The following is a 26,239-nucleotide window of genomic DNA, read 5'->3' as shown; positions in this document are numbered from 1 at the left end:
GTCTACGCGTTCGTCGTGTGAGAGTCAAGACCTGCCGGGGGTGCATCCGGCAGAGTCGTTCGTACCAGGTCGAGCGTGCGCTCCCCGGTCAGGTCCGTGAAGACATCGTCGGGGAGGAACGCCACGGCCACGCCATGTCCGGCGGCGCTGCGCTCTATCCATTCGCGCTCGGATACGAGGTGGGGCCCCACCAGCACGATGTCGGCGGAGTCGAGGTCGACCACGAGGGATCCGGCTGTTCCCGCCACCGCTGTGTATGCCAGGCCGCGCGCGTGCGCGGCGCGCCGGACGCGCTGAGCCACGAACGTGCTGGACGCGCCCGCGCCGCACACCACAAGGATCCTCATCGACCCGCCTCCTTCCCTGCCATTCTTGTGAGTCTCCTGGGAGCGGACAACCAGGTCTGTTTCCCACCCCCCGGAACGTCATCACGGCCGGCGCTGCCGCATCCGGGCGTCTCGCCGTGTGGGCGACCGGTGCAGGTCTGCGCCGCGGCGAGGTGCGAGCCGGACGCCCAGGGCCCGGCGCCACCGGCGCACCTCGGAGCCGGGCAGGAAGGGGCGTGATTGACTGGGACAGCGGCAAGGAACGCACCTCCCGCGGAAACGATCGTGACGGCACATGATGACGAGGGCTCGCCAAGACCGGCTCCTCGGCCTGCTGACCCGCAATGGTGAATGGGCGACAGCCGCTTCGCTCGCCGATGTGCTCGGGGTCACCCCCCGCAGCATCCGGTCGTATGTCACCTCGCTGAATGCCCGGGTGCCCGGCGGTGCGGCGGTGGAGTCGGGTCCGCTCGGTTACCGGGCAGGTCCGGATGCGGCGGCAGCACTCCGCGCGGCCCCGGCCACCGATGGCGGCACGCCGCGCGATCGCCTCCACATCCTGGTGCGGACGCTCCTGGACAGCGAAGACGGCATCGACGTCTTCGTCACCGCTGACACGCTGCACGTCAGCCCCGCGACGCTCGAGGCCGACCTTGCCCGCGTGCGGGGACTTCTCGGCGGCACGGAGCTGACGCTGGAGCGTTCTGCGTCGACGGCCCGGTTGCGCGGCACGGAGATGGCCCAGCGGCGTCTCCTCAGCCGCCTCGCCCACGACGAGATGGATGCGGGATCCTTCGATCTCGAGGCGCTTCGACGCACGCTCGGCCAGGGGTCGGTGGGTGCGGAGGCGTTCGGACCCTTCAAGGCCGAACTCGCGGCGGAGCTGGGTGCCCTCGGGTATTTCGTCAACGAGTACGGCATCGGGGACGTCGTCATGCACATCGCGATCGCCGCCGACCGGATCGCGCGCGACCGGGCACTGGAGCGGACGGCGGGGGACTCTTCCCCGGCGCACCGCGATGTCGCCGCGCTGCTGGACCGCCTCGCAGACACCCATCTCGGCGTACGCCTGGGCGCCGGAGACCAGCAGCACTTAGCCACTCTCGTCCTCACGCGGGTGGTCGCGCCCGGCGCTCCTGCCGCCGATGATGCGCGCTCCCGGCTCGAGCCCGACGTGGATCGGGCGGTGCGGGCGGTCGTCGAGCGGGCCGCATCCGAATTCCTCGTCGATATCGCCGACGAGGACTTCATCCTGCGCCTTGCCTTGCATGTGCAGAACCTGCTGCACCGCTCGAAGGAGCAGGCGTGGTCGCGCAACCCGCTGACGCGTTCGCTGAAGTCGTCGTACCCGATGATCTTCGAAGTCGCCGTGTTCATCGCCAGCGGGCTGCACGAGAGCCTCGGCATCCCGATCCTGGATGACGAGATCGCCTACATCGCGATGCACGTCGGCGGACGGCTCGAGCGCAGCCGCCGCGCCGACCAGCTCCTGACGGCGACGATCGTGTGCCCCGGATACTACGAGCTGCACGAGCTGCTGCGTTCGAGCGTCGACCGCTCCCTCGGGCAGGCGATCGAGGTCGTCGGAGTCGAAACGCGCGTCGACCCCGACTGGCCCTCCATCGACACCGACCTCGTGCTGACCACGATCGACCCGCCCGTCGCAGGAGACCGGATCGTCCGCATCCAGCCGTTCCTCACCGATGCCGACGTCGACCGCGTGCAGGCGGCCGCCGCCCGCATCCGCCGTGGCCGGCGGCTGCAGCGCCTCCGGGCAGAGCTGGAGCGGTATTTCGACTCGTCCGCGTTCGTCCGAGGCATCGACAGCGCGCAGGGCGAGGAGGGCGTCATCCGTCACCTCGGGGGGCTCCTCGTGCGGCAGGGTGTGATCGACGACCACTACGTCGAGCGGGCGATCGAGCGCGAGCGCCTGTCGTCCACGGCCTTCACCGACGCGCTCGCGGTGCCGCATGCGATCGGAATGACCGCGACGCGCACGCAGATCGCCATCGGCATTGCGGATCCCTCGATCCCGTGGGGGGACGGGCGCGTGCAGGTGGTGGCGCTCGTGGCGTTCTCGGAGGCGGACCGCGAGGCCTTCCAGACGGTCTTCGAGCAGTTCGTGGAGGTCTTCTCCGAGCGCGAGAGCGTGCAGCGCATCGTGCGGCGCGTGGCGGACTTCCCCGGATTCCTCGACGAGCTCGTCGCCGTCATCGACGGCTGATCCGCCCGGCGGGACCGGGCGCCGGGGCGGGGTGCGCCGGGCGGGGCCGGGGTGGCCCGATCAGCGGTGGTGGCCGAGGCGCGCCTCCAGCCCGCGGCGTACCGCCGGCCACTCGCCCGGGAGGATGGAGTAGACGACGGTGTCGCGGAGGATGCCGTCGGGCCCGAGGCGGTGGTTGCGCAGCACCCCGTCCTGCTTTGCGCCGAGTCGCTCGATCGCCGCCCGGGACTGCCGGTTGTGCCAGTGGGTGCGGAACTCCACGGCGATCGCGTCGCACGCGTCGAAGGCGTGGCTGAGGAGCAAGAGTTTCGCGGCGGTGTTGACGGCGGTTCGCTGGGCGGCGGGTGCCAGCCAGGTGTGACCGATCTCGACGCGCCGGTTCGTCTGGTCGATGTTGCAGAAGGTGGTCTCACCCACCACGGCCCCGCTACGGATCACGGCCCACGGGTTCATGGCACCCTCGTCGCGCCACCGGAGGCGCTGCGCGATGTCGTCGGCGACAGCATCCGGCGCGGGCACCGATGTGTACCAGACGTGTTCGAGCCCTCCGGCGGCTTCGGCGAGGCCCGTCGCGTGCTCGCCGGTCAGCGGCTCGAGGCGCACGTACGCGTTTTCCAGCACGACCGGCTCGGCGAACTCCATGCCGCAGAGCCTACGGCCGGCTGAGCCCGCATGCTGGTGCGGAGCCGCCTGGTGCCGATCGGTGCCGCGGTGGCGCGGCTGGTGCCCTGTCGGCCGATGCTGTCGGGCGTCGCTTGGGTGTGCGCCCCTGGGGAGGAGATGTGCCGTTCGGAGGCGGGATTCGGTGGGATCGCCCCTCCCGAAGTGCCATCTCCTCCCGAGCTGCACGTCCCCCAGAGCCGGTGGCGGGCTCGCGGATGCTGCGGGCTGACCGCTGGTGTGCCCGTGCGGAGGAGATGTGCCGTAGGGAGGCGGGATTCGGCGGGATCGACACTCCGGAAGCACCATCTCCTCCCGAGCTGCACGTCCCCCAGAGCCGGTGGCGGGCTCGCGGATGCTGCGGGCTGACCGCTGGTGTGCACGTGGGGAGGAGATGTGCCGTTCGGAGGAAGAATTCGGCTGGATCGCGCCTCCCAAGGCGCCATCTCCTCCCGAGCTGCACGTACCCCAGAGCGGGTGGCGGGGTCCTGGATGCTGTCGGTCGACCGCTGGTGCGCACGTGCGGAGGAGATGTGCCGTAGGGAGGCGGGATTCGGCGGGATCGGCCCTCCCGAGGCGCCATCTCCTCCCGAGCTGCACGTACCCCGGAGCCGGACGCGGGTCAGCGGATGCTGTCGAGCAGCGCCCGCGCGCCCGCGGCGAGAGCGGCCAGGCGCGCGCGGGCTTCCGCATCCGAGTCGCCGTGCACGTCGAGGTACATCTTGAGCTTCGGCTCGGTCCCGCTGGGTCGCACGATGAGGCGCGAGCCGTCGTCGAGCCAGATGCGCAGCACATCGCCGGGCGGCAGATCCTCGAACCCGGTGAGGAGATCGTCGATGCGGGCGACCGGGCAGTCGCCGATCCGGGTGGGCGGCTGGGAGCGCAGCGCCTGCATGATCCGCCCGATCTCCGAGACATCCGCGACCCGGATCGAGATCTGGTCGCTCGCGAACGCCCCGAACGTCTCGAGCATCTCGTCGAGCAGTCCGCGCAGGTCCGTTCCGCGACCACGCGCTTCGGAGACGAGCCCGAGGAGGGCGATCGCCGCCGACACGCCGTCCTTGTCACGCACCGTCTCCGGGTTGACGAGGTACCCGAGGGCCTCCTCGAACCCGTACACGATCCCGGGCGCGCGGGAGATCCACTTGAAGCCCGTGAGAGTCGCGGTGAATCCGAGACCGTAGTGCTCGGCGATCGCCTGCAGTCCGGGGGAGGAGACGAGGGAGCAGGCCAGGGTGGCACCTTCGGTGCCGGCTTCGGACGCTCTGCGTGCGGCACGCCAGCCGAGAAGCAGGCCGACCTCGTTGCCGCTGAGGCGCCGCCATCCGCCTTCGGCGTCAGCATCCGGGATCGCGACGGCCAGGCGGTCGGCGTCCGGATCGTTGGCGATCACGAGCTCCGCGCCGACGCGCCGGGCGGTTTCGAGCGAGAGATCCATCGCGCCCGGTTCCTCCGGATTGGGGAACGCGACCGTCGGGAATGCCCCGTCGGGTTCGATCTGCTCGGCCACCACCGTGGGCTCGCGGTAGCCGGCGGTGGCCAGGATGCTGCGGAGGGTCTCCCACCCGACGCCGTGCATCGCGGTGTACACCCAGTTGAGCCCTTCGGCGGATGCGGGCGCCGGGGCGACGGCCGCGGTCGCGGCGACGTACGCCTCGACCAGCTCCTCGGGGGCATTCGCGTAGCCGACCGACCGCGGGATGGTGCCGATGTCGCCGCGGTCGGCGACCGCCTGGATGTGCGCGGCGATCTCCGCATCCGCGGGGGAGACGATCTGCGCGCCGTCGTCCTCGCCGCCGAGGTACACCTTGTACCCGTTGTCATTGGGCGGATTGTGGCTGGCCGTGACCATGACGCCCGCCGCCGCGCCGAGGTGCCGAACGGCGAACGCGAGAACCGGGGTCGGCAGCATCCGCGGCAGGAGGACGGCGTGCAGCCCCGCCCCGGCGAAGATCTCCGCCGACTCACGGGCGAAGACGTCGGAGTTGCGTCGGCCGTCGTACCCGACGACCACGAGAGGCGTCGCATCGGCCGCCGCACGCTCGGCGACGTACGCGGCGAGTCCGGCAGCCGCCTGCGCGACGAGAACGCGGTTCATCCGGTTCGGGCCCGCCCCGAGTGCCCCGCGGAGACCTGCCGTGCCGAAGGCGAGGCGGTGGGTGAAGCGATCGAGAAGGTCGGCGGTCGCTTCGGCGTCTCCGGCCTCGGTCCGGTCGATCAGTTCGCGCAGCTCGCTGCGGGTCTGCGCATCCGGGTCCTGGGCGAGCCACGCGCGCGCGGCCCCCAGCACCTCCTCAGGCGCGGCACTCACAGCGCCTCGATGATCCGCGCCAGCAGCGACGAGATCACCGGTTCCGCCTCGCGACCGGCTTCGAGTACCTCTTGGTGGCTCAAGGGCGTTTTTTGGATGCCCGCGGCGAGGTTGGTGATCAGCGACATCCCCAGAACTTCCATCCCGCCCTCACGCGCGGCGATCGCCTCGAGCGCGGTCGACATCCCCACGATGTGCCCCCCGATCGCCTTCGCCATCTGGACCTCGGCCGGAGTCTCGTAGTGCGGCCCGCGGAACTGGCAGTAGACGCCCTCATCCAGCTCCGGCTCGATCGTCCGGGCGACCGCCCGCAGCCGCGCCGAATAAAGGTCGGTCAGGTCGATGAACGTCGCACCCTCCAACGGCGAGGCGGCCGTGAGGTTGATGTGGTCGCTGATGAGCACGGGCTGCCCGGGACGCCACGTCTCGCGGATGCCTCCGGCGCCGTTGGTGAGGATCATCGTGGATGCCCCGGTCGCCGCCGCCGTCCGGACGCTGTGCACGACGCGGCGCACGCCGTGCCCTTCGTAGAAGTGGGTGCGCGCACCGATGACGAGCACGTACCGACCGGCGGGCGTGCGGACGCTGCGCAGGGTGCCGACATGGCCTTCGAGCGCGGGCTTGCTGAAGCCGGCCACGTCCGGCGCGGGAACAGTCGCCACAGTTTCGCCGATCAGCTCGGCAGCGCGCCCCCATCCGCTTCCCAGAGTCACGGCGATGTCATGACGCTCGACGCCGGTGAGCCTCGCGATGTCGGCCGCGGCGCGCGCGGCGATCTCGAACGGGTCGGCGGAGGGGTCGTCGAGGGGGTTCCCAGCAGTGTGTGGCATTCCCCCACTCTACGAACGCGCGCACTTCGGTGCCACGCGGGCGGAACTGGTCCCGGCACGCGACAGAATGGATGCCATGTCCCTCAGCTTCGAGCGCACCCAGAGCGTCGCCATCCTCGGTGGCGGGCCCGGCGGTTACGAGGCGGCGCTGGCCGCCGCCCAGCTCGGGGCGGAGGTGACCGTCATCGAACGCCAGGGAATCGGCGGGGCGGCCGTCATCACCGATGTGGTTCCCTCCAAAACGCTGATCGCCACGGCCGACGCCGCGGTGGCGATCCAGGGCGCCAGCGACCTGGGCGTGCAGCTGTTCGCGAAGGGCGGCGACGGTCGCCCCCTCGCCGCCGAGGTCGCCGTGAACATGGCCGCCGTCAACCGCCGCGTGCTCGCGCTGGCCCGCCAGCAGTCCGACGACATGCGCGCGTCGCTGGTCGAAGCGGGGGTCCGGATCATCGCGGGCCAGGGGCGCCTGGACGGCGACTCCGCCGTCATCGTCTCCACCGAGGCGGGTGGCACGGACTTCGACCGCGTCGAGGCCGACACCCTCGTGGTGGCGGTGGGATCCTCCCCGCGAGAGCTGCCCGCGGCGCGGCCCGACGGGGAACGCATCCTCACCTGGACGCAGCTGTACGACATGAAGGCCCTCCCGAAGCACCTCATCGTGGTGGGGTCGGGGGTCACCGGCGCGGAGTTCGCATCGGCGTACATGAACCTCGGGTCGCAGGTGACGCTCATCTCCAGCCGCGATCAGGTGCTCCCTGGGGAAGACACGGATGCGGCGGCCGTGCTGGAGAAGGTCTTCAAGCGGGGCGGCATGACGCTGCTGTCGAAGTCGCGGGCGCAGAGCGTGGTGAACACCGGCGACGGTGTCGTCGTGACCCTCTCGGATGGCCGCACCATCGAGGGGAGCCACTGCCTCATGGCCGTCGGCGCGGTGCCGAACACCACCGGCATCGGGCTGGAGGAGGCCGGCGTGCAATGCGCCGACTCCGGGCACATCCGCGTGAACCGCGTGGCGCGCACCTCGGTGCCGAACGTCTACGCCGTGGGCGACTGCACCAACTTCGTGCCGCTGGCGTCGGTCGCGTCGATGCAGGGGCGCACGGCGATCTTCCACGCGCTCGGAGACACCGTGATCCCGCTCGAGCGGCGCCGCATCACCGCCAACATCTTCACCGCCCCGGAGATCGCGTCGGTGGGGTTCTCGGAGCAGGACGCCATCGACGGGCGCGTGGACGGGGTGGTCCGGCGGCTCCCCCTGTCGGCGAACCCGCGCGCGAAGATGCAGGGCATCCGCGACGGTTTCGTGAAGATCATCGCGCGGCAGGGGAGCGGCACCGTCATCGGCGGGGTCATCGTCGGGCCCCGCGCGTCGGAGCTCATCTACCCGCTCGCCATCGCGGTGGAGCGGCGCTTGACGGTGGATCAGGTCTCCCGCGTGTTCGCGGTCTACCCGTCGCTGTCGGGGAGCATCACCGACGCCACGCGCGCGATGCACATCGTCGAGCGCAACGACGCCCCCGAGGACCTCTGACTCGCGTCGTCCGTGGCTGACGCTTCGTCTCGCTGCGCTCGCTCAGCGTCCGGGAGCCGGACTCCGGGCCCTGAGCGAGGAGCGCAGCGATGAGACGAAGGGTCGCCTCCGCGCGGCCTTGACGCTTCGTCTCGCTGCGCTCGCTCAGCGTCCGGGAGCCGGACTCCGGGCCCTGAGCGAGGAGCGCAGCGACGCGACGAAGGGTCGCCCAAGCGCGGCCTCGACGCTTCGTCTCGCTGCGCTCGCTCAGCGTCCGGGAGCCGGGCCCTGAGCGAGGAGCGCAGCGACGAGACGAAGGGTCGCCTGCCGGACTCCGGACCCTGAGCGAGGAGCGCAGCGACGGGACGAAGGGTCAACGCCCGCGCGGGTCGACCTCAGCTGATGATGAGGAGCTGGTGGCCCGCGGCCACCGTCGTGCCGGCCGTGGCATCCAGCCCGCCGATCACGCCGTCCTTGTGCGCGGGGATCGGCTGCTCCATCTTCATAGCCTCGAGCACGACGACCAGGTCGCCCTTGACGACGATCTGGCCGTTCTCGACGGCGACCTTGACGATGGTCGCCTGCATCGGCGCCTTCACGGCGTCGCCGGTCGCGCCTGCGACGGCGGATGCGGCGTGCGAGCGGCGTGACGGCGGAGCCGCAGCCGGGCGGCCGGGGCCGCCGCCGGCGGAGGCGATGCGCTCGGGGAGGTTCACCTCGAGGCGCTTGCCGCCGACCTCGACGACGACGGTGTGCCGGGCTGCCGGAGCGGCCGGGGGCTCGAGCTCCCCGTCCCACGGCGGGATGTCACCGGCGAACTCGGTCTCGATCCAGCGGGTGAAGACCCCGAACCGGCCGTCTTCGGCCGTGAAGGCGGGGTCGCGTACGACGAGGCGGTGGAACGGGAGGACGGTGGGAAGGCCCGCCACCTCGAACTCGTCGAGCGCGCGCCGCGCGCGCTGCAGGGCTTCGGCGCGGTCCCGGCCGGTCACGATGATCTTCGCCAGCAGCGAGTCGAACGAGCCGGAGACGCTGTCGCCTGCCGTGACACCGGAGTCGAGGCGGATGCCGGGGCCCCCGAAGGTCTTGAACACGTGGATGGGACCGGGCTGCGGAAGGAAGCCGCGGCCCGGGTCTTCGCCGTTGATGCGGAACTCGATCGAGTGCCCGGTGGGCGCCGGGTCGTCATAGCCGAGTTCCTCGCCCTCGGCGAGGCGGAACTGCTCGCGCACGAGGTCGATACCGGTGACCTCCTCAGAGACCGGGTGCTCCACCTGCAGGCGGGTGTTGACCTCGAGGAAGGAGATCGTGCCGTCGGCGCCGATGAGGAACTCGCACGTTCCCGCGCCGACGTACCCGACGTCGCGGAGGATCGCCTTCGAGGAGGTGTAGAGGATCTCGTTCTGCTCGTCGGTGAGGAACGGGGCCGGAGCTTCTTCGACGAGTTTCTGGTGGCGCCGCTGGAGGGAGCAGTCGCGGGTGGAGATGACGACGACGTTGCCCGCCGCATCCGCCAGGCACTGCGTCTCGACGTGCCGCGGGCGGTCGAGGTACTTCTCCACGAAGCACTCGCCCCGCCCGAAGGCGGTGACGGCCTCGCGTGTGGCGGATTCGAACATCTCGGGTATTTCGTCGATCGTCCGGGCGACCTTGAGCCCTCGGCCACCGCCGCCGTAGGCCGCTTTGATCGCGATCGGCAGGCCGACGCTCTCGGCGAAGGCTATGACCTCATCGGCTCCCGACACCGGACCAGGCGTGCCGGGGGCCAGCGGTGCGCCGACCTTATCGGCGACGTGGCGGGCGGTGACCTTGTCGCCGAGGGCCTCGATGGCTTCCGGCGAGGGACCGATCCAGACCAGTCCGGCGCCGATGACGGCCCGGGCGAAGTCGGCGTTCTCGGCGAGGAAACCGTAGCCGGGATGGACGGCGTCGGCGCCGGAGCGGCGGGCGACGGACAGGATCTTCTCGATCGAGAGGTAGGTCTCGGCGCTCGTGGCGCCCTCGAGGGCGTACGCCTCGTCGGCGAGGCGGGTATGGAGGGCGTCGCGATCGGAGTCTGCGTAGACCGCCACGCTCGCGCGACCGGAGTCGCGGGCGGCGCGGATGACTCGGACGGCGATCTCGCCGCGGTTAGCGATCAACACCTTGGCGATTTTCGGCATGCGTGCCAGCCTACTCACGCCCAGGGGTCCGTTTTTGAGCAACCTGCACAAGAAACGCCGCGGAACGTGTGGGGGAGTCTACGAACCGTTCGCGCGGTTCCAGAGGGCTGTCCACTCGCCGCCGAGTTCCCGGATCAGGCTGCGCACGGTGGACAGCGACATCCCCACCACCGTGGACGGGTCGCCTTCGACCCGTTCGATGAAAGCTCCGCCCAGGCTGTCGACCGTGAATGCGCCGGCCACCTGCAGCGGTTCACCGGTGGCGACGTAGGCGGCGATCTCGTCGTCGGTGACGTCGGCGCGGAAGGTGACGGATGCTTCGGCCGTGGCGTACGCCTCCCGGGCGGGCAGCCCGGGCGAGACGCGAAGGACGCTGTGCCCGGAGTGCAGCACCCCGGTGCGGCCCCGCATCGCCCGCCAGCGCTCGGTCGCAGCCTCCGGGGTATACGGCTTGCCGAGGATCTCCCCGCCCAGCTCGAACATGGAGTCGCCGCCGAGCACGAAACCGTCGAAGGCCGGATCGGCCGCCGCGAGCTGCGCGGCGACGTCGGCGGCCTTCCGCCGTGCCAGCAGCAGGACGTGTTCCTCGGAGGGAAGGCGTCGCCCCTCGGCCCGCTCCACCCCGTCGACGACGGCTTCTTCATCGACGTCCGGCGCGAGCGTCAGCGGTTCGATGCCGGCCTGGCGCAGAAGCATGAGCCGAGCAGGGGAGGTGGACGCCAGGCAGACACGCATCCCCTCACGCTAGCTCCCGCGTGGGAGGCTGGAGGAATGGATGCCGGAAACCTCGTCGAACTCGAGATCACCGACGTCGCCCACGGCGGTGTCTTCGTTGCGCGACTGGACGGACGAGTGGTTTTCGTGGCTGACACGATTCCCGGCGAGACCGTGCGCGCACGCCTCACCGACACGCGTAAGAAGTCGTTCTGGCGGGCCGAGACCGTCGAGGTGCTGACCGCGTCGCCGCACCGGCAGCCCCACGTGTGGTCGGCGGCGGACGTCTCGGTGGAGCCGGACGCACGGCCGGGTGGCGCGGACTTCGGGCACATCGTGCTGGCGCACCAGCGCGACCTCAAGCTGCACGTCTTCCAGGACGCTCTCCAGCGAATCGGCAAGGTGGACGTGCCCGTCCGCATGGAAACCCCTGCGCCGATCGTGGACGCCGAAGGATCCGTGGTTGCTCAGGAGAGCGCGGACGGGACGGGGTGGCGCACTCGCGTGAGCCTGCACGTCGATGACGACGGCCGCGTCGGTCCGTATGCCGCGCGCAGTCATCGGGTCATCGAGACCGACGACCTGCCGCTCGCGACCGAGGCTGTCGCCCGCGCGGCCGCGACCGTGCGCGGTCAGGCCCCCGGCCGAGTGGATCTGGTGCAGCCCGCCGACGGGCGGGTCCGCATCCTGCCGCGGCCGGATGCGCCCTCGCGCACGGCGGCTGCCCCCGAGGTCATCGTCGAGCAGGTCGGCGACCGGCAGTTCCGCCTGGACGCCGGCGGATTCTGGCAGGTGCACCGGCTCGCCGCGCACAGCCTCACGACGATCGTGGCCGAGGAGCTCCGCGCGGCGGCATCCGACGGGGCCGCGGTTGATCCGGAGGCGGCGCACCTCGACCTGTACGGCGGGGTGGGGTTGTTCGCTGCAACGCTCGGCGACCTGGGCGGAGCATCCACTCGCGTCACTTCCGTCGAGTCCGACCCGCGCGCGACGGAGCACGCCGGGGAGAACCTCGCGGAGTGGGTGGGGGCTCGGGCGGTGACCGCGCGGGTGGACCGATTCGTCCGGCAGCTCGCGGCCGAAGCCTCGCCCCGCGAGCGGGAGCGGCTGGCGCGGGGCGTCGTGCTGCTCGACCCGCCGCGCGCCGGAGCGGGTCGCGAGGTCGTCGAGGGGATCCTCGCGCTCGCCCCTGCGCGCGTCGTCTACGTGGCCTGCGATCCCGTCGCACTGGCGCGGGATCTCGGTACGTTCCGCGACGCCGGATACGAAGCGCGGCAGGGTATCCGCGCCGTCGATCTGTTCCCGCACTCGCATCACGTCGAGGCGGTAACGGTGTTGACCCCGTGACACCGATACCATGACCACTATGACCCGCGTCGCACTCATCGACGACCACGAGTCGGTGCGCCTCGGACTCGAGGCCGCGATCGCTCGAGACGAGAGTCTGATGGTCGCATTCTCCGGTAGTACCGTCACCGAATACCTGGTGTGGCGCACCGGCGAATCGGAGTCCCCGGCCGACGTGGTCGTGCTCGATCTCACACTCGGCGACGGGACGACGGTGTCCGAGAATGTGCACCGTCTGGTGGCGGACGGCTCGAGTGTCATCATCCACAGCGTCGCCGACCGGCCTGCCGCCGTGCGCGAGGCTCTGTCTGCCGGCGCCGCGGGCATCGTGAGTAAGGCGTCGCCGATCCACGAGGTGCTCGCCGCCATCCGCACCGTCGCCCAAGGCGAATTGCTCAACAACGTCGAATGGGCCAGCGCCGTCGAGGCCGACCGCGAATTCGCCGACGCGCAGCTGTCGACGCGCGAACGTGAGGTGCTGCGCCTGTACGCGGCCGGGCTCCCCCTGAAGGCGGTCGCCGACCGGCTCGGAGTGGCGTACTCGACCGCGAAAGAGAACATCACGCGCGTCCGCGTGAAGTACGTCGAGGTGGGCCGGCCCGCCCCGACCAAGATCGACCTGTTGCGCCGTGCGATGGAGGACGGCATTCTGCAACGCCCCGAGGGCGACACCGATGGCTGAGGCCGACCGGTCCGTTCTCGACGCGGCCTGGGGCCGACTGCCGAGTTCACGGGAGGCCACCGAAAACCTCGGATCCTTCACGCGTGCACGCATCGAGCGGGTCATCACCCTGCTCGTGGGTCCGGGATCGCTGGTCTTCGGTGCGCAGGCCGTCCTCGCCTCCTTCGGGCCCGGAGACGAGCGACCCGGATGGCACCTGCCCATGGTCCTGGCGGTGTTCGTTCCGCTCGCGGCCATGGTCATCGCGTGCCTGGTGGGAAGATTCTCCCGGGTGTTCAGCGGCCTCTTCGCCGTCATCTACGTCGTTGCGCTGGCGGTGTGGCCCATCGCGACGGTGGGCGGGGCTGAGCCCGTCCCCACCGAGGAACCCTGGATCTTCTACCTCGTCAACGTCGCGACCGTGGCTACCGTGGTGGCCTTCCCGCTTCCGCTGCAGATCGTCTGGACGATCGTCACCCCGCTGCTGTTCGGCTTCGTACGCCTCGTCCAGGCCGGCTTCGCCGAGGAGTTCTTCGTTCCGGTGGGCCTGGACGTCTCGTTCACCTTGATCCTCGGCGGCGTCGTGGTCGTGCTGGGCTGGACCTATCGGTCAGTGGCGGCGAACGTCGACGAAACCCGGGCCCGCGCGGTGGCCAGCTACGCTGCGGCCGCTGCGGCCGCTGCGACCGAAGGGGAGCGGGTGGCCGTGGCCGCGCTGATGCACGACAGCGTTCTCGGTGCGCTGCTGGCTGCCGAGCGGGCCTCCACCCCTCGCGAGCGGACGCTTGCGGTGAGCATGGCGCGCGAGGCCCTGACCCGTCTGGCCAATGCGGAGAAAGACCCGTGGGAGGGCAGCGACGAGCCGGTGGATGCGGCGCACCTCGCCGACGATCTGGAAAGCGGCGCGCGCGAAATGGGCGTGCGTCTGGAGGTCGCTCGGGCGTTCGAGCCCGACACCCCGCGTGTGCCGGGGCGGGTGGCTCGCGCCATCGTTCTCGCAGCGCTGCAGGCCGTGGCCAACGCGGTTCAGCACGCCAACGCCCAGGGGCTCACGGTGCAGCTGCGCGGGCGGGCGGACCCCGGCGGGGTGCTGGTTCGCGTGAGCGACGCCGGTGGGGGCTTCGACGTGGACAGCATCCCCGATGACCGACTCGGCATCCGCGGCTCGATCCTCGCTCGGGTGACCGCCGTGGGCGGACGTACCGAGATCGAGTCGGGCCCGCACGGAACCACGATCACTCTCGAGTGGGACAGCGGGGACCGCTGGTGAGCGTTCGCGCAATCGTCTCCGCGCTGGCTGTCGCGTTCACGGCCTACCTCGCCGCACGCGGATTCTGGTGGGTGGACGGCGAGGTGGATTCGCCCTGGATGATCTTCGTCGCCCTTCCCCTCTACCTTCTGGTGACGTGGCTGACGATCTTCTGGGGCGTGCACCGCCGCACTCCCGACGCCGCCAGTGTCATCCCCTCGCGCCGGGGGATGCTGCCGGTGTGGGTGTGCGTGATCGCTCTGGCCGTCGCCGTGCTCGTCCCGAACGCGGTTTTCTCCGCTGTGGCGCCGGAATCGCGCACTCAGCCCTTCGCGACATGGGTGATCGGCGGAATCGGTGCCCTGATGACGATCGTCATGGTGCGCCGCCGGCCGTGGTTCGCCTGGGCCGGCCTCGTCCTCGCCGCCGTGTCGGTCTCGCTGTGGATCGGCCCTCTCGCCGCGTTGGCGCTCGGCCTCGTGGGATCGATCGTGTGGGTCGGAGCGGCGCAGCTGCTCATGTTCGCCCTCGACAGCGCGGCGGACGACACCGTGCGCCTCGCCGAGCTCCAGCAGGCGGCATCCGCCTGGCAGGCCTCGCAGTCCGGTCGGCAACGGGAGCGACGCGTCCAGGTGCAACGCGCCCTGCAGACGGCAGGTCCGATCCTTGGTCGCACGATCGAGACCGGCGGAAACCTCCGCCCCGCCGAGCGGCTCGAGGCGCGTCTGGCGGAGGGACGGTTGCGCGACGAGTTGCGTGGTCCGCGTCTGCTCGATGACGAGGTGCGGGCCGAGCTGGAGTCCGCACGTCGGCGCGGCATCTCCGTCACGATGCTGGATGAGGGCGGTCTCGAAGACATCGCTGAGCCCGACCTCGTCGGGATTCGGGCAGAGCTCGCCGATCTGTTGCGATCCGCGTCATCCACGCGCCTGATCATCCGCACGTCGCCGCACGATCGGACGGCCGTGACCATCGTCGGGCGATCCGGAGACGGCGACAGTTTCTCCGATGAGGACAGCGTCGAGCTCTGGCACGAGATCCCGCGCGCCCGCTGAACGCGACGCAGCCCGTGCTGCGGAATACTCGCCGGCTAGGCGGCCGTCATCGCCACACCCGACTCACCGGTCCGGCGGGGGAGGGTACCGGACCGGTGAGACGATTGGGAGGCGAGGGGCGGCGAAGCCGCGCGCCCCTCGCCTGGCGGACAGTTACCCGAAAACCGTCCGCGAGACCGGGACTGGCTGAAGAAGCAGCCCCGGCCGAACGCAGGAAATGCGTTCCAGCTCCTCCAGTATGCGATGGGTTCCCGTCCCCGTCTGTAGGTATTTCGGGGGACAGAGCGCGGGGAATTCCGGGCGGCGTAGATCCTCGCAGGAATGGTCCGGCGATCGGGGGTCAGGCGGAGAACCCGCCCCATCCCTGCTCCCGCGACAGCGTGGAGCGCGAGCTGCGCGTCGACACCCGCCAGCGCGCCCGTGGCCGCGAGCCGGCCGCGACCGGCGCGGCCGCTTCCTCGGCATACGCCTCGGCGACGACGGCCATGAGAGCCGCGAGCTCCTCCTCCGTGGGGTTGCCGCGGCGGACGTCGAAGGAGACGACGGGCTCCGGCTCGGGCGCGGGGCTCACAGCGGGATGTTCCCGTGCTTCTTCGCCGGGAGGCTCGCGCGCTTACCGCGCAGCGCCCGCAGCGCCTTCGCGATCGCGACGCGCGTCTGCGCGGGCTCGATGATTCCGTCGAGCTCGCCGCGTTCGGCGGCGAGGAACGGGGACGCGACGTTGTACGTGTACTCGTTCGCGAGGCGTGTACGTACCGCTGCGACGTCCTCCCCGGCGGCTTCGGCGCGCTTGATCTCGCCGCGGTAGAGGATGTTCACGGCCCCCTGGCCACCCATCACGGCGATCTCGGCGGTCGGCCAGGCGAGGTTGATGTCGGCGCCCAGCTGCTTCGAGCCCATCACGATGTACGCGCCGCCGTAGGCCTTGCGCAGGATCACCGTGACCAGCGGGACGGTGGCCTCGGCGTACGCGTACAGCAGCTTGGCGCCGCGGCGGATGACGCCGGTCCACTCCTGGTCGGTGCCGGGGAGATAGCCCGGGACATCCACCAGCGTGACGATCGGGATCGAGAACGCGTCGCAGAACCGCACGAAGCGGCTCGCCTTCTCGCCCGCGTCGATGTTGAGGGTTCCGGCCATCTGGGACGGCTGGTTCGCGATGATGCCGACGGTGCGGCCTTCGATCCGGCCGAAGCCGATGACGATGTTCGGGGCGAACAGCGGCTGCACCTCGAGGAAGTCGCCGCCGTCCACGATCCGCGAAATCACGGTGTGTATGTCGTACGGCTGATTCGCCGAGTCGGGGATGACCGTGTTCAGCGAGCGGTCCGCATCCGTCGTCTCGAACTCGAACGGGGTGTCGTACACCTGGATCTCGTCGAGGTTGTTGTCGGGGAGGAAGCTGAGCAGGGTGCGGGCGTAGTCGAGCGCGTCGTCTTCGTCTTCGGCGAGGTAGTGCGCGACGCCCGAACGGGTGTTGTGCGTGTACGCGCCGCCGAGCTCCTCCATCCCGACGTCTTCGCCGGTGACGGTCTTGATGACGTCGGGACCGGTGACGAACATCTGGCTGGTCTTGTCGACCATGATGACGAAGTCGGTGAGGGCGGGGGAGTACACGGCGCCGCCGGCGGCCGGGCCCATGATGATCGAGATCTGCGGGATGACGCCGGAGGCGGCGGTGTTCAAGCGGAAGATCTCGCCGTACTTGCCGAGGGCGACGACGCCCTCCTGGATGCGGGCACCGCCGGAATCGAGGATGCCGATGATCGGGATGCCGCCGCGAAGGGCGAACTCCATGACCTTGATGATCTTGTCTCCGGCCACCTCGCCGAGTGATCCTCCGAACGCGGAGAAGTCCTGCGCGTACACCGCGACGGTGCGCCCGTGGATGGTGCCGGTGCCGGTGACGACGGAGTCGCCGTAGGGGCGCGACTTGTCCATGCCGAACGCTGTCGTGCGGTGACGGACGTACTCGTCCAGCTCGACGAACGATCCCGGATCGACGAGCAGTTCGATGCGCTCGCGCGCTGTCAGCTTGCCCTTCGCGTGCTGCTTGACGCGAGCGGCCTCCTCCGCGTCGACCACCGCCTCCTGGTACCTGCTGCGGAGGTCGGCGATCTTGCCCGCGGTCGTAAAGGGATCGTGCTGCTCTGTCACGCGTTCCACCCTATCGGCGGGCCTCACCCGTTCCTTGGATGGTGCGTACAACGCCTCCCGGATTCCTCTGTGCGTTCCGGCCGCACCGGTCGGCGCCGTGCCGAATTCAGGAGATGTGCCGCAGCCGGGCGAACGGCCAGAACTCGGCGTTTCTCCTGATCCCAGGCGCCGACATCGGGCGGCTTCGGCTGTCAAGAGCCGACGCGCGCCGGGGAGTCGGCTCTAGGGTGAGGGCATGCCGATCCGTGAAGAGGGCTATCCCCGCGCCGCCGAGGTGAGCCCGCGTCTCCAGGTCGTCGAGACCACCGATTCCACGAACGCCGACGTGCTCGCCGCCGTCGCCGACGACCCGGCCGGCTGGCCGCACCTCTCCGCGCTCGTCACCACGGATCAGCGTGCCGGTCGTGGCCGCCTCGACCGGACGTGGACCGCACCCCCGGGCACCGCGCTGGCGGTGTCGGTGCTGGTGCGCGTCGGCGGGCTTCCCGCGCATGCCCGCGGCTGGATTCCGCTCGCCGCCGGCGCCGCGATGACGCGCGCCATCTCGGCACAGCTCACCGGGACGGGCAACACCACCGGGCTGAAATGGCCGAACGACGTCCTCGTCGACGGCGGCAAGATCTGCGGCATCCTCGCCGAGGTCGTGCCCGGCCATCCCGACGCAGTCGTGATCGGCGCCGGTGTCAACACGACCATGACGCGAGCCGACCTGCCGGTCTCGACAGCGGTCTCGTTCGCCGCGCTCGGGATGGAGTGCGACGACGACCGGCTGCTCGCCGATTATCTCCGGGCACTCGACGAGCAGCTGCAGGCTCTGCTGTCCGCGCACGGCGACGCCGGAGCATCCGGAGTCCTGGGCGAAGTCGAAGCGCTCTGCACCACCCTCGGTCACGACGTGCGGGTGGCTCTGCCGGACGGCACATCGGTGGTCGGCCGCGCCCAGCGCATCGACGCGGACGGCCGACTCGTCATCGTGACCGGGGTGGACGAGGTCGCCGTTTCGGCCGGCGACGTCACGCACGTGCGCTGACCCGCGTGGGATCGCCGTGATGTCGGTGCCGGCGGACACAATAGAGACGTGACCTCTCCGACGACGTACGGAGGGCGGCCCCTGACCCCCGCCCCGGGCGTTCCCACGCCCGAGTTGCGTGTCGCGCGCATCCGTCCGCACGCCCGGCGCCTGTTCTGGTCGTCCCTCGTCCTCATCGCCGTCGCCGGCGCCGTCGGATACTTCTACGGAAACCTCCCCGCTCCGTTCGAGAATTGGATGCTGCTGACCGCTGCCGCGGTCGTCGTGCTCCTCGTCGTCGTCCTGCCGTGGGCGGCGTGGTGGTCGCACACGTACACCATCACCACCCGACGCGTGATCGAACGCAGCGGGCTTGTGCGCACTCGGCGCACCGAGCTGACGCACATGCGCGGGTACACGATCCAGGTGCGTCGCGGTCCGCTGCAGCGGTTGTGGGGTGCGGGAACCCTCGTGCTCTCCAATGGCGTGGATGCTCCGCTGCGCCTCCGCAACATCCCCAGCGCTGAGCTCGTCCATGAAGTGCTGGTCGACCAGGTCGAGGTGAATCAGATCCTCGCGCACCGCGACGCTCAGCCGCCGAACGTCCCGACGACGACTCCGCAATTCTGATCCCCGCGCCCGCCGCATGGCCGCCCGCGCAGCCGCCCGGCCGCCCCTCTCCACGCACACCTCGCGTCTGCGGAAGAATGGGACTGACGGAAGGGGAGCCATGGCGCTGCGAGTGGGGATCATCGGTGGCGGGCAGCTCGCGAGGATGATGATCGCGCCGGCTGTCGAGCTGGGCCTGGACGTCCGAGTGCTCGCCGAGGAACCGGGGATGTCCGCATCCCTCGCTGCCACGGCCACGGGCGACTACCGCGATGCCGACACCGTCCTCGCCTTCGCGCGGGATGTCGACGTGATCACGTTCGACCACGAGCACGTGCCTCAGGACGTGCTCGCCGCCCTCGTCGACGCCGGCGTGCAGGTGCATCCCGGGCCGGGCGCGCTCGCCGTGGCGCAGGACAAGCTCGTCATGCGCCGGCGGATGCAGGAGCTCGGTGCACCGCAGCCCGACTGGGCGGCGGTGTCGGATGAGACCGAACTGCAGGAGTTCCTCGACGCCCACGGCGGGCGGGCCGTGGTGAAGACGCCGCGCGGCGGCTACGACGGCAAGGGCGTGCGGGTCGTCTCCGCCGGCTCCGAGGCGCAGGACTGGTTCGCCACCCTCGCCGAAGACGCTCGTGGCGGGCAGCTGCTGGTCGAGGAGCTCGTCGACTTCACTCGCGAGCTCGCGCAGCAGATCGCGCGCCGGCCCTCCGGCGAGTTCGCCGTGTATCCGCTCGTGGAGACCGTGCAGCGCGGCGGCGTGTGCGCCGAGGTGCTCGCGCCCGCGCCCCGCTCCGACGGACGGCTCGCCCGCACCTCTGCAGACCTGGGCGTCGCCATCGCGGAGGGACTGGACGTCACCGGGATGCTGGCGGTCGAACTCTTCGAGACCACGGATGGCCGCATCCTCGTCAACGAGCTCGCGATGCGTCCGCATAACAGCGGGCACTGGACCCAGGACGGCGCCGTGACGAGCCAGTTCGAGCAGCACCTGCGGGCGGTCCTCGACCTCCCGCTCGGGGCGGTCGACCCCATCGCGCCGTGGTCGGTGATGATCAACATCCTCGGCGGTCCGGCGGAGGCGTCGCTGGACGAGCGGTTCGCGGCAGCCATGGCGGAGCATCCGAGCGCCAAAATCCACACGTACGGCAAGGCGCCGCGCCCCGGTCGCAAGGTCGGTCACATCAACGTGGCCGGCTTCGACCTCGACGATGTCGCGTACGAGGCGCGGGCCGCCGCAGCCTTCTTCCTCGACTGACGGCCGCGCCGTTGCGGCGATCTTCCAGACAATCGCCCTAGCCTGGTCGGGTGACCCGGCCCCTGCACTCCTCCGAGACGCCCGTGGTCGGCGTCGTCATGGGCTCCGACTCCGACTGGAGGGTCATGAGCGACGCGTCACAGGTGCTCACTGAGCTCGGTGTCCCGCACGAGGTCGAGGTCGTCTCGGCGCATCGCACCCCCGACAAGCTCATCCGCTACGGCCGCGAAGCCCGCGGCCGCGGGCTGCAGGCGATCATCGCCGGCGCCGGTGGTGCCGCGCATCTGCCCGGGATGCTGGCATCCGTCACGGCACTCCCGGTCATCGGCGTGCCCGTGCAGCTGTCCGCCCTCGACGGGCTCGACTCGCTCCTCAGCATCGTGCAGATGCCCGCCGGGATCCCCGTCGCCACCGTCTCGATCAACGGCGCGAAGAACGCCGGACTCCTCGCCGCGCGCATTCTGGGGACAGGGGATGCAGCGCTCGCGGACAGTATCGAAGAGTACGCGCGCGACCTCGAAGCCCAGGTCGAAGACAAGAACCGCCGGCTGAAGGACTCTCTGTGAGCGTTACCGCCGCCGCGCGCCCCGGAGCGCGGGCGGTCGTCGAGCCCCGACCGTTGCGGAATCCCGACGCCGGGTCGCGTCAGGTGATGACGCGGCGGGGTTGGTGGCTCGTTCTCCTCAACTTCCTGCTGCCCGGGTCAGCGCAGGTGCTCGCGGGCAGCCGTAAGCTCGGGCGCTTCGGTCTCGGCGCGACGCTGGTCATGTGGGTCGGGCTGATTCTCACGGGTCTGTTCGCGCTCCTGTGGCCGACCGCGCTCGTTTCCATCGTCTCGGGGGCGTGGATTCCGGAGTGGTTCGGATGGCTCCGGTGGGTGCCGCTCACGGTCGTGCAGATCCTCCTCCTCGGGTATGCCCTGCTGTGGATCGTGCTCACCGTGGACACGCTGCGGCTTGTGCGCCTGGTCCGGACGGGGCGCGGGGCGCGGTTCGGGATCGCCGCCGCGTCGGTGTTGCTCCTTGTCGGAGCGAGCAGCGGCGCGGTTTGGGCTGCGCAGGCCGCCGGTACGGCACGTGATGCTCTCGGCGCTCTCTTCGGCCAGTCCGCACCGGTCGTTCCGCCGTCGGACGGGTACTACAACATCCTGCTGCTGGGCGCCGACAGCGGCGAGGGCCGCGACTCGATGCGGTTCGACAGCATCTCCGTCGTCTCGGTCAACGCGGCGAGCGGCGCCGTCACGATCACCGGCATCCCGCGCGACATGCCGCACTTCCCCTTCTCCGCCGGACCGATGCAGGACAAATACCCCAACGGGCATGAAGGCCAGGCCGACTCGACGTGCGGGTGGGGGAGCGGCGTCAACCAGCTCCGCACCGAGGTCGAGGTCTGCCAGGACGGCAGCGAGCTCTACCCGGATGCGGAGGCCAACGGCTCCGCGCCCGGCGTAGAGGCGACGAAGGACGCCGCCGAAGGCATCCTCGGCATCGAGATCCCGTACTACGTCTTCATCGACATGCACGGCTTCGCCGCCCTGGTCGATGCCTTGGGCGGCGTGGACATCACGGTCGAGGAGCGCCTACCCAAGGGCGGCGGTCCCGCCTACGCCGGTCAGCCGGCCGAGGACTGGGCGATCGGCTGGATCGAGGTCGGCCCGCAGCACATGGACGGCGACACCGCCCAGTGGTACGCCCGCTCCCGGTACACCACGAGCGACTTCGACCGCATGAAGCGCCAGCGTCAACTGCAGGAGGCGATCCTCGCGCAGGCGAGCCCGCAGAACGTGCTCACCCGGTTCCAGGATGTCGCCACCGCAGGCACCGCCATCGTGCAGACAGACCTGCCGCAGCCGTTGCTGCCGGCCCTGGCCGACCTGGCGTTGAAGGCGAAGGAACAGCCCGTCAGCACCATCGAGCTGACGCCCGATGGCGGCATCGACGAGTTCGAGCCCGATTACGCCTACATCCAGGAGCTGGTCCGCACGACGCTGCACCCCCCGACCCCCACGGCGGAGCCGACGCAGTGACCGCGACACTCCGAGTCGTGCTCGACCAGCTGGTCGCGCCCACATCGCGGGACCTCGCCGAGGCGTCCCAGTCGCTCACCCGGGCGCTCATCGACACGGCGCCGCGCGGGGCAGACGTCGCCGGGATCGTGCCGCGTGGGGGAGAACCCGATCTTGACGGTCTCGTCGACCTCACCCGGCTCGCGTTGCCGCGGCGCGAGCTCGCCGCATCCTGGCAGTTCGGCATCGCTCCCGGCGTAGGGAAGGGCATGATCCATTCGCCTACGCTCCTCGCGCCCCTCGTGCGCCACGACCGTGTGCACGAGACGCACCAGCTCGTCGTCACGCTGTGGGACCTCCGCGCGTGGGAGGCGCCCGAGACCCTGTCGCGGGGCGAGGTGATGTGGCAGAAGGCGATGCTCAAACGTGCGGAGAAGCACGCCGATGCCGTCGTGGTCCCCACGCACGCGATGGCCGCAGCGCTCTCGGAGGTCGCCCCTCGGCTGGCCGACCGCATCCGCGTCATCGCCGGCGCGGCGCCGGAGGGATTCCGCGTTCCGACGGATATCGCCGGGCGCCTGCGGTCGCTCGACCTCCCTGCGACGTTCGTGTCGACGGCGGGAGGCACGTCCGAATCGGATGGACTCGCGGCCGCGCTCGCCGGAATCGTCGGCGCCGCGTCGGATGGGGACGTAGTCGTGCTCGACTGCCCCGAGGGTCAGGAGCCCGACGTGCTCGAGCTCGCAGCCGCAGTGGGTCTCGCCGAGGCGCGCGTGCACGTCCGGGGCTCGCTCGAGCCGTTCGACCGTGCCGCGGTACTCGGCAGTGCGTCGGTCTTCGTCGCGCCGTCTACGCGCTTGGACTGGCCGTGGCGGGCCGTCGAGGCGATCACGACCGGCACAGCCGTCGTCGCGGCGGACTCGCCCGTGCACCGCGAGGTCCTCGCCGACGCGGGTCCGATCGGGTCGTCCGTCGGACTGGGTGACGCTGCCCGTGCGGCCATGGGGGAGAACGGCGAGAAGCTGCGAGTGCTGGCATCGGATCGCGCGCGCGCATTCTCCTGGGCGGAGGGCGCGGAGCGTGTCTGGCAGCTGCACGCCGAACTGTAGCGCGCCGCGCGCTGCTGAAGTCGGGTGAGGGTACACGGATCAGAGTCCCGGAGACGCCCCCCTGTACCTGGACGCTGGTACTCAGCAGCAACATAGGTCACACTGTTCACATGACGTGGGGTGCAATGATGCGCGTGGCGCAAGTCCGCAGGGTCGCGGTCCTCGCCGTGGTCGCGCTCGTGATGGGTTTGAGCCTCACAGCCGTGACCACGGCAAGTCCCCTCGCCCCGGCCGCGCCGGCCGCGGCGGCCGACCTGTCGAAGTTCCAGCCCGGCAACATCGTCAGCGACCCGGTGTTCTTCAACAGCGGGACGATGACCGAGGGGCAGATTCAGTCTTTCCTCGAGCAGCGCGTGCCGCGTTGTGAGGGGGGATACACGTGCTTGAAGGACTGGTACGACACCTCGCGGTCCACCGCCGCCGACGCGATGTGCGGCGCATACTCCGGAGGCGTGCGCGAGCGAGCGTCCCGCATTATCTACAAGGTTGCGCAGGCGTGTGGGATCAACCCCCAGGTCATCCTCGTGATGCTCGAGAAGGAGCAGAGCCTCGTCACGCACGTCTGGCCCAGTGAATGGCGCTACACGATCGCGATGGGTCAGGGCTGTCCCGACACCGCCGAGTGCGACAAGCGGTATCACGGGTTCTTCAATCAGGTCCACGGCGCCGCGTGGCAGATGAAGCGCTACGCGAACCCTCCCGGTACGAGCCAGTTCTTCACGTGGTACGCGCCGGGGAAGACCTGGAACATCCTGTACAACCCCAACCGCGCATGCGGGTCATCCCCGGTGTATGTGCAGAACCAGGCGACGGCGAACCTCTACTACTACACCCCCTACCAGCCGAACGCCGCAGCGATCCGGGCGCGGTACGGCGTGGGCGACGACTGCTCGGCCCACGGCAACCGCAACTTCTATCACTTCTTCACCGACTGGTTTGGATCCACGCAAAGCGGGGGCGCCGCCCTGGTGAAAGCCGGCGCGGAAGTGTCCATCGTCTCGGGGGATCGACGCTACGGCATCACGGCGGAGGCGTATCCGGAGTACAAGCGCGTGTTCGGTGCCCCTGCGGCCGTGGACGCGAACTACCTCGCCCTCTACCGTGATGCGGGCATCGCCACGTTCTACGTGAGAAATGTGCGCACTGGTGAAGTCGCTATGCTCCAGGACGGGCAGGCTCACCCCTTCCCCTCCTGCGCCCTTGTGGGCGCCTGGGGCGGCTCCTGTGGGGCTGGCCTCGTCCAGCTCGAGCCCAAAGAGTACGACGCTTTCGGGAAAGGTCCGATCGTGACGACCTTCGCCCGTACGGCGGCGGGCGGGAAGATCCACCAGATCGTGAACGGCATCCTCCAGCCGTACTTCGACGCGCCTGCAGCCGCCGCTGCGAATGGCGGCACCATTCCGTTCGCGGCGATCCTGCGAGCGAGCGTAGCGGCGGGGTACCAGGTCGCACCGCGTCAACTGTTCACTCCCGCCCGGTGGATCCTCCGCGCGGGTGATCCGACGGTATGGCTACCGACGGCAGACGGGCGATTGCTCGGCCTGCCAGCGTGGAGCATGGCCGCCGAGTTCGGTCTGCCGTCGAGCGTGTCTAGCAGGGTCTCTGCCGCGGACACGAGCGGTTACTCGTCGGCGGAGATCCTCTCCCAGTACGTGTCCTGTGGCGGCAAGACCTACTTCGCCGCCTCCCGCGGCCTACACGAGCTGAAGTCGGGAGCGCCGGCCGGATTCTCCGCCGTGACACTTGACGCGTCCACGTGCGAGCGGCTCGACCTGTCGCGGGCGGCCTTCACCTCCGTACCGTTCGTCAAGACCCCCTCCTCCGGGACGGTGTACCGAGCGGACGCCGGGGCATACCGCCCCATCCCCTCGGGCGCGAAGATGATCGAGCTGAACGGCGGCACCCGCCCCGCGGTTGCCGTCGTCTCGGACGCGACGCTGTCCCGCTACACGATCGGCGCTCTGTACCTGGAGACGGGCCGGTTCGTGCGAGCAGACGGCGACGCGAGCGTTTACTTCGTCGACGGCGACCGCCTGATCGGGCTGCCCAGCTGGGGCCTGGCGCGCGCATGGGGTCTCTCCTCGAACGTCCGGATCATCGCACCCGACGATCTCGCACAGGCGGAGGTGGTGGGTCTCATGACCCACTTCCTGCGGTGTAAGGGCACGCTCTACGCGGGCGGAGGCGACGTCCTGTCGAAGGTCGTCTCGGGCGATCCCGCGGGCAACCCGGTCACCGAGCTGTCCGAGCCTACGTGCGCGACGCTTCGCCTCTCCGGCGCCGTCATCGAGGGGCCTGCATTCGTGACGGACGGGTCACGGACGGCGGTAGCCACATCGGGCGGGTTCCTACGCCTGCCCGACCGGGCCAGCGTACTGCGGGCCAACAGCGGGAAAGCCCCCGAGTCGAAGTGGGTGACGTCGGCATACTTCTCATCGCTGCCCGAGCCGACCCAGCTGCCCGCCGCGGGCGACCTGGTGCGGGCCTCCGACTCGGCGGCGGTGACGCTCGTGGACGCGGGGCGCCGCCTCGGGATCCCCAATTGGGGCGTGGCGGCAGATCTCGGGGTGCAGTCCCGCTACAAGATCGTGGCTCCCCCCGCCGTCGCGATGCTCCCCGCCTCCGAGCAGAGTCTCGGGGTGTTCGTGCGCTGCGGCACCACCGATCTCGTCGCTGCCGGGGGCGTGCTGTCGCCAGTGACCGCTTCCGGTCTCGGCGGCATCCATACCACGCCGTTGGACGCCGCCACATGCGCCACTCTGGCGCTGACGGGTCAGCCCATCGCTGGGCGCGTCTTCGTGCAGGCGGTGGGCTCGCCCCAGGTCTATGTCACCGAGCGTGGCGGCCTCCGCCCCCTCGCGGCCAGTGAGTCCGCCACAACGCTCAATGGGGGGACGGCTCCGCGGATCCTCACGCTGGATTCCCGCACGGTCGCCGGAATCGCCAAGGTCTGATGCACAGCCCGTGCTCAGGTCATCCTGGGCCGTTCGGATAGGATCTTCCAGGACCCGAACCCACGGTCCCGGATCACTCGAGGAAGTCA

21 protein-coding genes are annotated in these 26,239 nt (G+C 70.4%); 13 read left to right on the top strand and 8 right to left on the bottom strand.

From position 1 onward, the window contains the following. Nucleotides 1-2 precede the first annotated feature (2 nt). Entirely contained in the window at nt 3-347 is a 345-nt protein-coding gene (locus tag AC4FS1_RS07700) for a PTS sugar transporter subunit IIB (RefSeq protein WP_491153891.1), read from the bottom strand. Between the two features lie 277 nt (nt 348-624). Here AC4FS1_RS07700 and AC4FS1_RS07695 point away from each other — a divergent pair, with 277 nt between their 5' ends. Further along, a complete protein-coding gene (locus AC4FS1_RS07695) occupies nt 625-2,550 on the top strand; it encodes a BglG family transcription antiterminator (RefSeq protein ID WP_491155677.1) in 1,926 nt (641 codons plus the stop codon). A 60-nt stretch (nt 2,551-2,610) separates the two neighbouring features. Here AC4FS1_RS07695 and AC4FS1_RS07690 read toward each other — a convergent pair whose 3' ends face one another. The 3 genes from AC4FS1_RS07690 to AC4FS1_RS07680 all read right to left on the bottom strand — a co-directional run bounded on the left by AC4FS1_RS07690 (nt 2,611) and on the right by AC4FS1_RS07680 (nt 6,351). Next, complete coding sequence (locus AC4FS1_RS07690; RefSeq protein ID WP_491153889.1) at nt 2,611-3,192, bottom strand: GNAT family N-acetyltransferase; 582 nt, start codon at nt 3,190-3,192, stop codon at nt 2,611-2,613. 640 nt (nt 3,193-3,832) lie between these two features. Beyond that, nucleotides 3,833-5,521 (bottom strand): phospho-sugar mutase, encoded by a 1,689-nt coding sequence (locus AC4FS1_RS07685; protein ID WP_491153888.1) that lies wholly within the window; start codon nt 5,519-5,521, stop codon nt 3,833-3,835. Further along, nucleotides 5,518-6,351, bottom strand: coding sequence for a purine-nucleoside phosphorylase (locus AC4FS1_RS07680; RefSeq protein ID WP_491153886.1), 834 nt, complete (start codon nt 6,349-6,351; stop codon nt 5,518-5,520). Before AC4FS1_RS07680 ends, AC4FS1_RS07685 begins: the two co-directional genes overlap by 4 nt. A 76-nt stretch (nt 6,352-6,427) precedes the next feature. On the opposite strand from AC4FS1_RS07680, the gene AC4FS1_RS07675 reads away from it, so the two are divergent. Continuing rightward, nucleotides 6,428-7,882 carry an NAD(P)H-quinone dehydrogenase gene (locus AC4FS1_RS07675; RefSeq protein ID WP_491153884.1) on the top strand — a complete coding sequence of 485 codons (1,455 nt, stop codon included), beginning with the start codon at nt 6,428-6,430 and terminating at the stop codon, nt 7,880-7,882. A 374-nt stretch (nt 7,883-8,256) separates the two neighbouring features. Here the strand turns inward: AC4FS1_RS07675 and AC4FS1_RS07670 are convergent, their stop codons facing one another. Then, a complete protein-coding gene (locus AC4FS1_RS07670; protein WP_491153882.1) occupies nt 8,257-10,023 on the bottom strand; it encodes an acetyl-CoA carboxylase biotin carboxylase subunit in 1,767 nt (588 codons plus the stop codon). Nucleotides 10,024-10,101: 78 nt separating this feature from the next. Beyond that, the gene (locus tag AC4FS1_RS07665; protein WP_491153880.1) at nt 10,102-10,758 is read right to left on the bottom strand and encodes a Maf family protein; all 657 of its coding nucleotides are present in this window, start codon (nt 10,756-10,758) and stop codon (nt 10,102-10,104) included. Nucleotides 10,759-10,794: 36 nt separating this feature from the next. Here AC4FS1_RS07665 and AC4FS1_RS07660 point away from each other — a divergent pair, with 36 nt between their 5' ends. The 4 genes from AC4FS1_RS07660 to AC4FS1_RS07645 are packed head-to-tail and all read left to right on the top strand — an operon-like array spanning nt 10,795 to nt 15,049. After that, entirely contained in the window at nt 10,795-12,084 is a 1,290-nt protein-coding gene (locus tag AC4FS1_RS07660) for a class I SAM-dependent RNA methyltransferase (protein WP_491153879.1), read from the top strand. Nucleotides 12,085-12,103: 19 nt separating this feature from the next. Further along, the gene (locus tag AC4FS1_RS07655; RefSeq protein ID WP_491153878.1) at nt 12,104-12,766 is read left to right on the top strand and encodes a response regulator; all 663 of its coding nucleotides are present in this window, start codon (nt 12,104-12,106) and stop codon (nt 12,764-12,766) included. Continuing rightward, nucleotides 12,759-14,015, top strand: coding sequence for a sensor histidine kinase (locus AC4FS1_RS07650; protein ID WP_491153876.1), 1,257 nt, complete (start codon nt 12,759-12,761; stop codon nt 14,013-14,015). Before AC4FS1_RS07655 ends, AC4FS1_RS07650 begins: the two co-directional genes overlap by 8 nt. After that, nucleotides 14,012-15,049, top strand: a complete 1,038-nt coding sequence (locus tag AC4FS1_RS07645; RefSeq protein WP_491153875.1) for an MFS transporter — start codon at nt 14,012-14,014, stop codon at nt 15,047-15,049. The genes AC4FS1_RS07650 and AC4FS1_RS07645 overlap by 4 nt, the downstream gene beginning before the upstream one ends. 340 nt (nt 15,050-15,389) lie before the next feature. On the opposite strand, the gene AC4FS1_RS07640 is transcribed toward AC4FS1_RS07645, so the two are convergent. Together AC4FS1_RS07640 and AC4FS1_RS07635 are read right to left on the bottom strand one after the other, a co-directional pair. Beyond that, complete coding sequence (locus tag AC4FS1_RS07640) at nt 15,390-15,620, bottom strand: acyl-CoA carboxylase epsilon subunit (RefSeq protein ID WP_491153873.1); 231 nt, start codon at nt 15,618-15,620, stop codon at nt 15,390-15,392. Then, nucleotides 15,617-17,206, bottom strand: coding sequence for an acyl-CoA carboxylase subunit beta (locus AC4FS1_RS07635; protein WP_484509895.1), 1,590 nt, complete (start codon nt 17,204-17,206; stop codon nt 15,617-15,619). Before AC4FS1_RS07635 ends, AC4FS1_RS07640 begins: the two co-directional genes overlap by 4 nt. 235 nt (nt 17,207-17,441) lie before the next feature. Between AC4FS1_RS07635 and AC4FS1_RS07630 the strand changes: the two genes are divergently transcribed. The 7 genes from AC4FS1_RS07630 (at nt 17,442) to AC4FS1_RS07600 (ending at nt 26,150) form a co-directional block, all read left to right on the top strand. Continuing rightward, complete coding sequence (locus tag AC4FS1_RS07630; protein WP_491153870.1) at nt 17,442-18,236, top strand: biotin--[acetyl-CoA-carboxylase] ligase; 795 nt, start codon at nt 17,442-17,444, stop codon at nt 18,234-18,236. 48 nt (nt 18,237-18,284) lie between these two features. Further along, a complete protein-coding gene (locus AC4FS1_RS07625; RefSeq protein WP_491153868.1) occupies nt 18,285-18,845 on the top strand; it encodes a PH domain-containing protein in 561 nt (186 codons plus the stop codon). A 100-nt stretch (nt 18,846-18,945) separates the two neighbouring features. Continuing rightward, nucleotides 18,946-20,082, top strand: a complete 1,137-nt coding sequence (locus AC4FS1_RS07620; protein ID WP_491153866.1) for a 5-(carboxyamino)imidazole ribonucleotide synthase — start codon at nt 18,946-18,948, stop codon at nt 20,080-20,082. Between the two features lie 98 nt (nt 20,083-20,180). Continuing rightward, nucleotides 20,181-20,648, top strand: a complete 468-nt coding sequence (purE, locus tag AC4FS1_RS07615) for a 5-(carboxyamino)imidazole ribonucleotide mutase (RefSeq protein WP_491155675.1) — start codon at nt 20,181-20,183, stop codon at nt 20,646-20,648. A gap of 86 nt (nt 20,649-20,734) precedes the next feature. Continuing rightward, entirely contained in the window at nt 20,735-22,108 is a 1,374-nt protein-coding gene (locus AC4FS1_RS07610) for an LCP family protein (protein ID WP_491155673.1), read from the top strand. Next, nucleotides 22,105-23,196 carry a glycosyltransferase gene (locus tag AC4FS1_RS07605; RefSeq protein ID WP_491153865.1) on the top strand — a complete coding sequence of 364 codons (1,092 nt, stop codon included), beginning with the start codon at nt 22,105-22,107 and terminating at the stop codon, nt 23,194-23,196. The genes AC4FS1_RS07610 and AC4FS1_RS07605 overlap by 4 nt, the downstream gene beginning before the upstream one ends. 110 nt (nt 23,197-23,306) lie before the next feature. After that, nucleotides 23,307-26,150, top strand: coding sequence for a hypothetical protein (locus AC4FS1_RS07600; RefSeq protein ID WP_491153863.1), 2,844 nt, complete (start codon nt 23,307-23,309; stop codon nt 26,148-26,150). Nucleotides 26,151-26,239: the final 89 nt, after the last annotated feature.

This window comes from Microbacterium sp. Z12_35 (assembly GCF_058310475.1).
This window is presented reverse-complemented; position numbering and strand designations above follow the sequence as displayed.

Excerpts from the sequence above, each read along its gene's own strand:
- AC4FS1_RS07680 (WP_491153886.1), bottom strand. The coding sequence starts at position 6,351 with ATGCCACACACTGCTGGGAACCCCCTCGACGACCCCTCCGCCGACCCG.
- purE (WP_491155675.1), top strand. The coding sequence starts at position 20,181 with ATGGGCTCCGACTCCGACTGGAGGGTCATGAGCGACGCGTCACAGGTG.
- AC4FS1_RS07620 (WP_491153866.1), top strand. The coding sequence starts at position 18,946 with ATGGCGCTGCGAGTGGGGATCATCGGTGGCGGGCAGCTCGCGAGGATG.
- AC4FS1_RS07700 (WP_491153891.1), bottom strand. The coding sequence starts at position 347 with ATGAGGATCCTTGTGGTGTGCGGCGCGGGCGCGTCCAGCACGTTCGTG.
- AC4FS1_RS07630 (WP_491153870.1), top strand. The coding sequence starts at position 17,442 with ATGCCGATCCGTGAAGAGGGCTATCCCCGCGCCGCCGAGGTGAGCCCG.
- AC4FS1_RS07690 (WP_491153889.1), bottom strand. The coding sequence starts at position 3,192 with ATGGAGTTCGCCGAGCCGGTCGTGCTGGAAAACGCGTACGTGCGCCTC.
- AC4FS1_RS07665 (WP_491153880.1), bottom strand. The coding sequence starts at position 10,758 with ATGCGTGTCTGCCTGGCGTCCACCTCCCCTGCTCGGCTCATGCTTCTG.
- AC4FS1_RS07670 (WP_491153882.1), bottom strand. The coding sequence starts at position 10,023 with ATGCCGAAAATCGCCAAGGTGTTGATCGCTAACCGCGGCGAGATCGCC.
- AC4FS1_RS07655 (WP_491153878.1), top strand. The coding sequence starts at position 12,104 with ATGACCCGCGTCGCACTCATCGACGACCACGAGTCGGTGCGCCTCGGA.
- AC4FS1_RS07650 (WP_491153876.1), top strand. The coding sequence starts at position 12,759 with ATGGCTGAGGCCGACCGGTCCGTTCTCGACGCGGCCTGGGGCCGACTG.
- AC4FS1_RS07675 (WP_491153884.1), top strand. The coding sequence starts at position 6,428 with ATGTCCCTCAGCTTCGAGCGCACCCAGAGCGTCGCCATCCTCGGTGGC.
- AC4FS1_RS07600 (WP_491153863.1), top strand. The coding sequence starts at position 23,307 with ATGACGTGGGGTGCAATGATGCGCGTGGCGCAAGTCCGCAGGGTCGCG.
- AC4FS1_RS07695 (WP_491155677.1), top strand. The coding sequence starts at position 625 with ATGACGAGGGCTCGCCAAGACCGGCTCCTCGGCCTGCTGACCCGCAAT.
- AC4FS1_RS07660 (WP_491153879.1), top strand. The coding sequence starts at position 10,795 with ATGGATGCCGGAAACCTCGTCGAACTCGAGATCACCGACGTCGCCCAC.
- AC4FS1_RS07610 (WP_491155673.1), top strand. The coding sequence starts at position 20,735 with ATGACGCGGCGGGGTTGGTGGCTCGTTCTCCTCAACTTCCTGCTGCCC.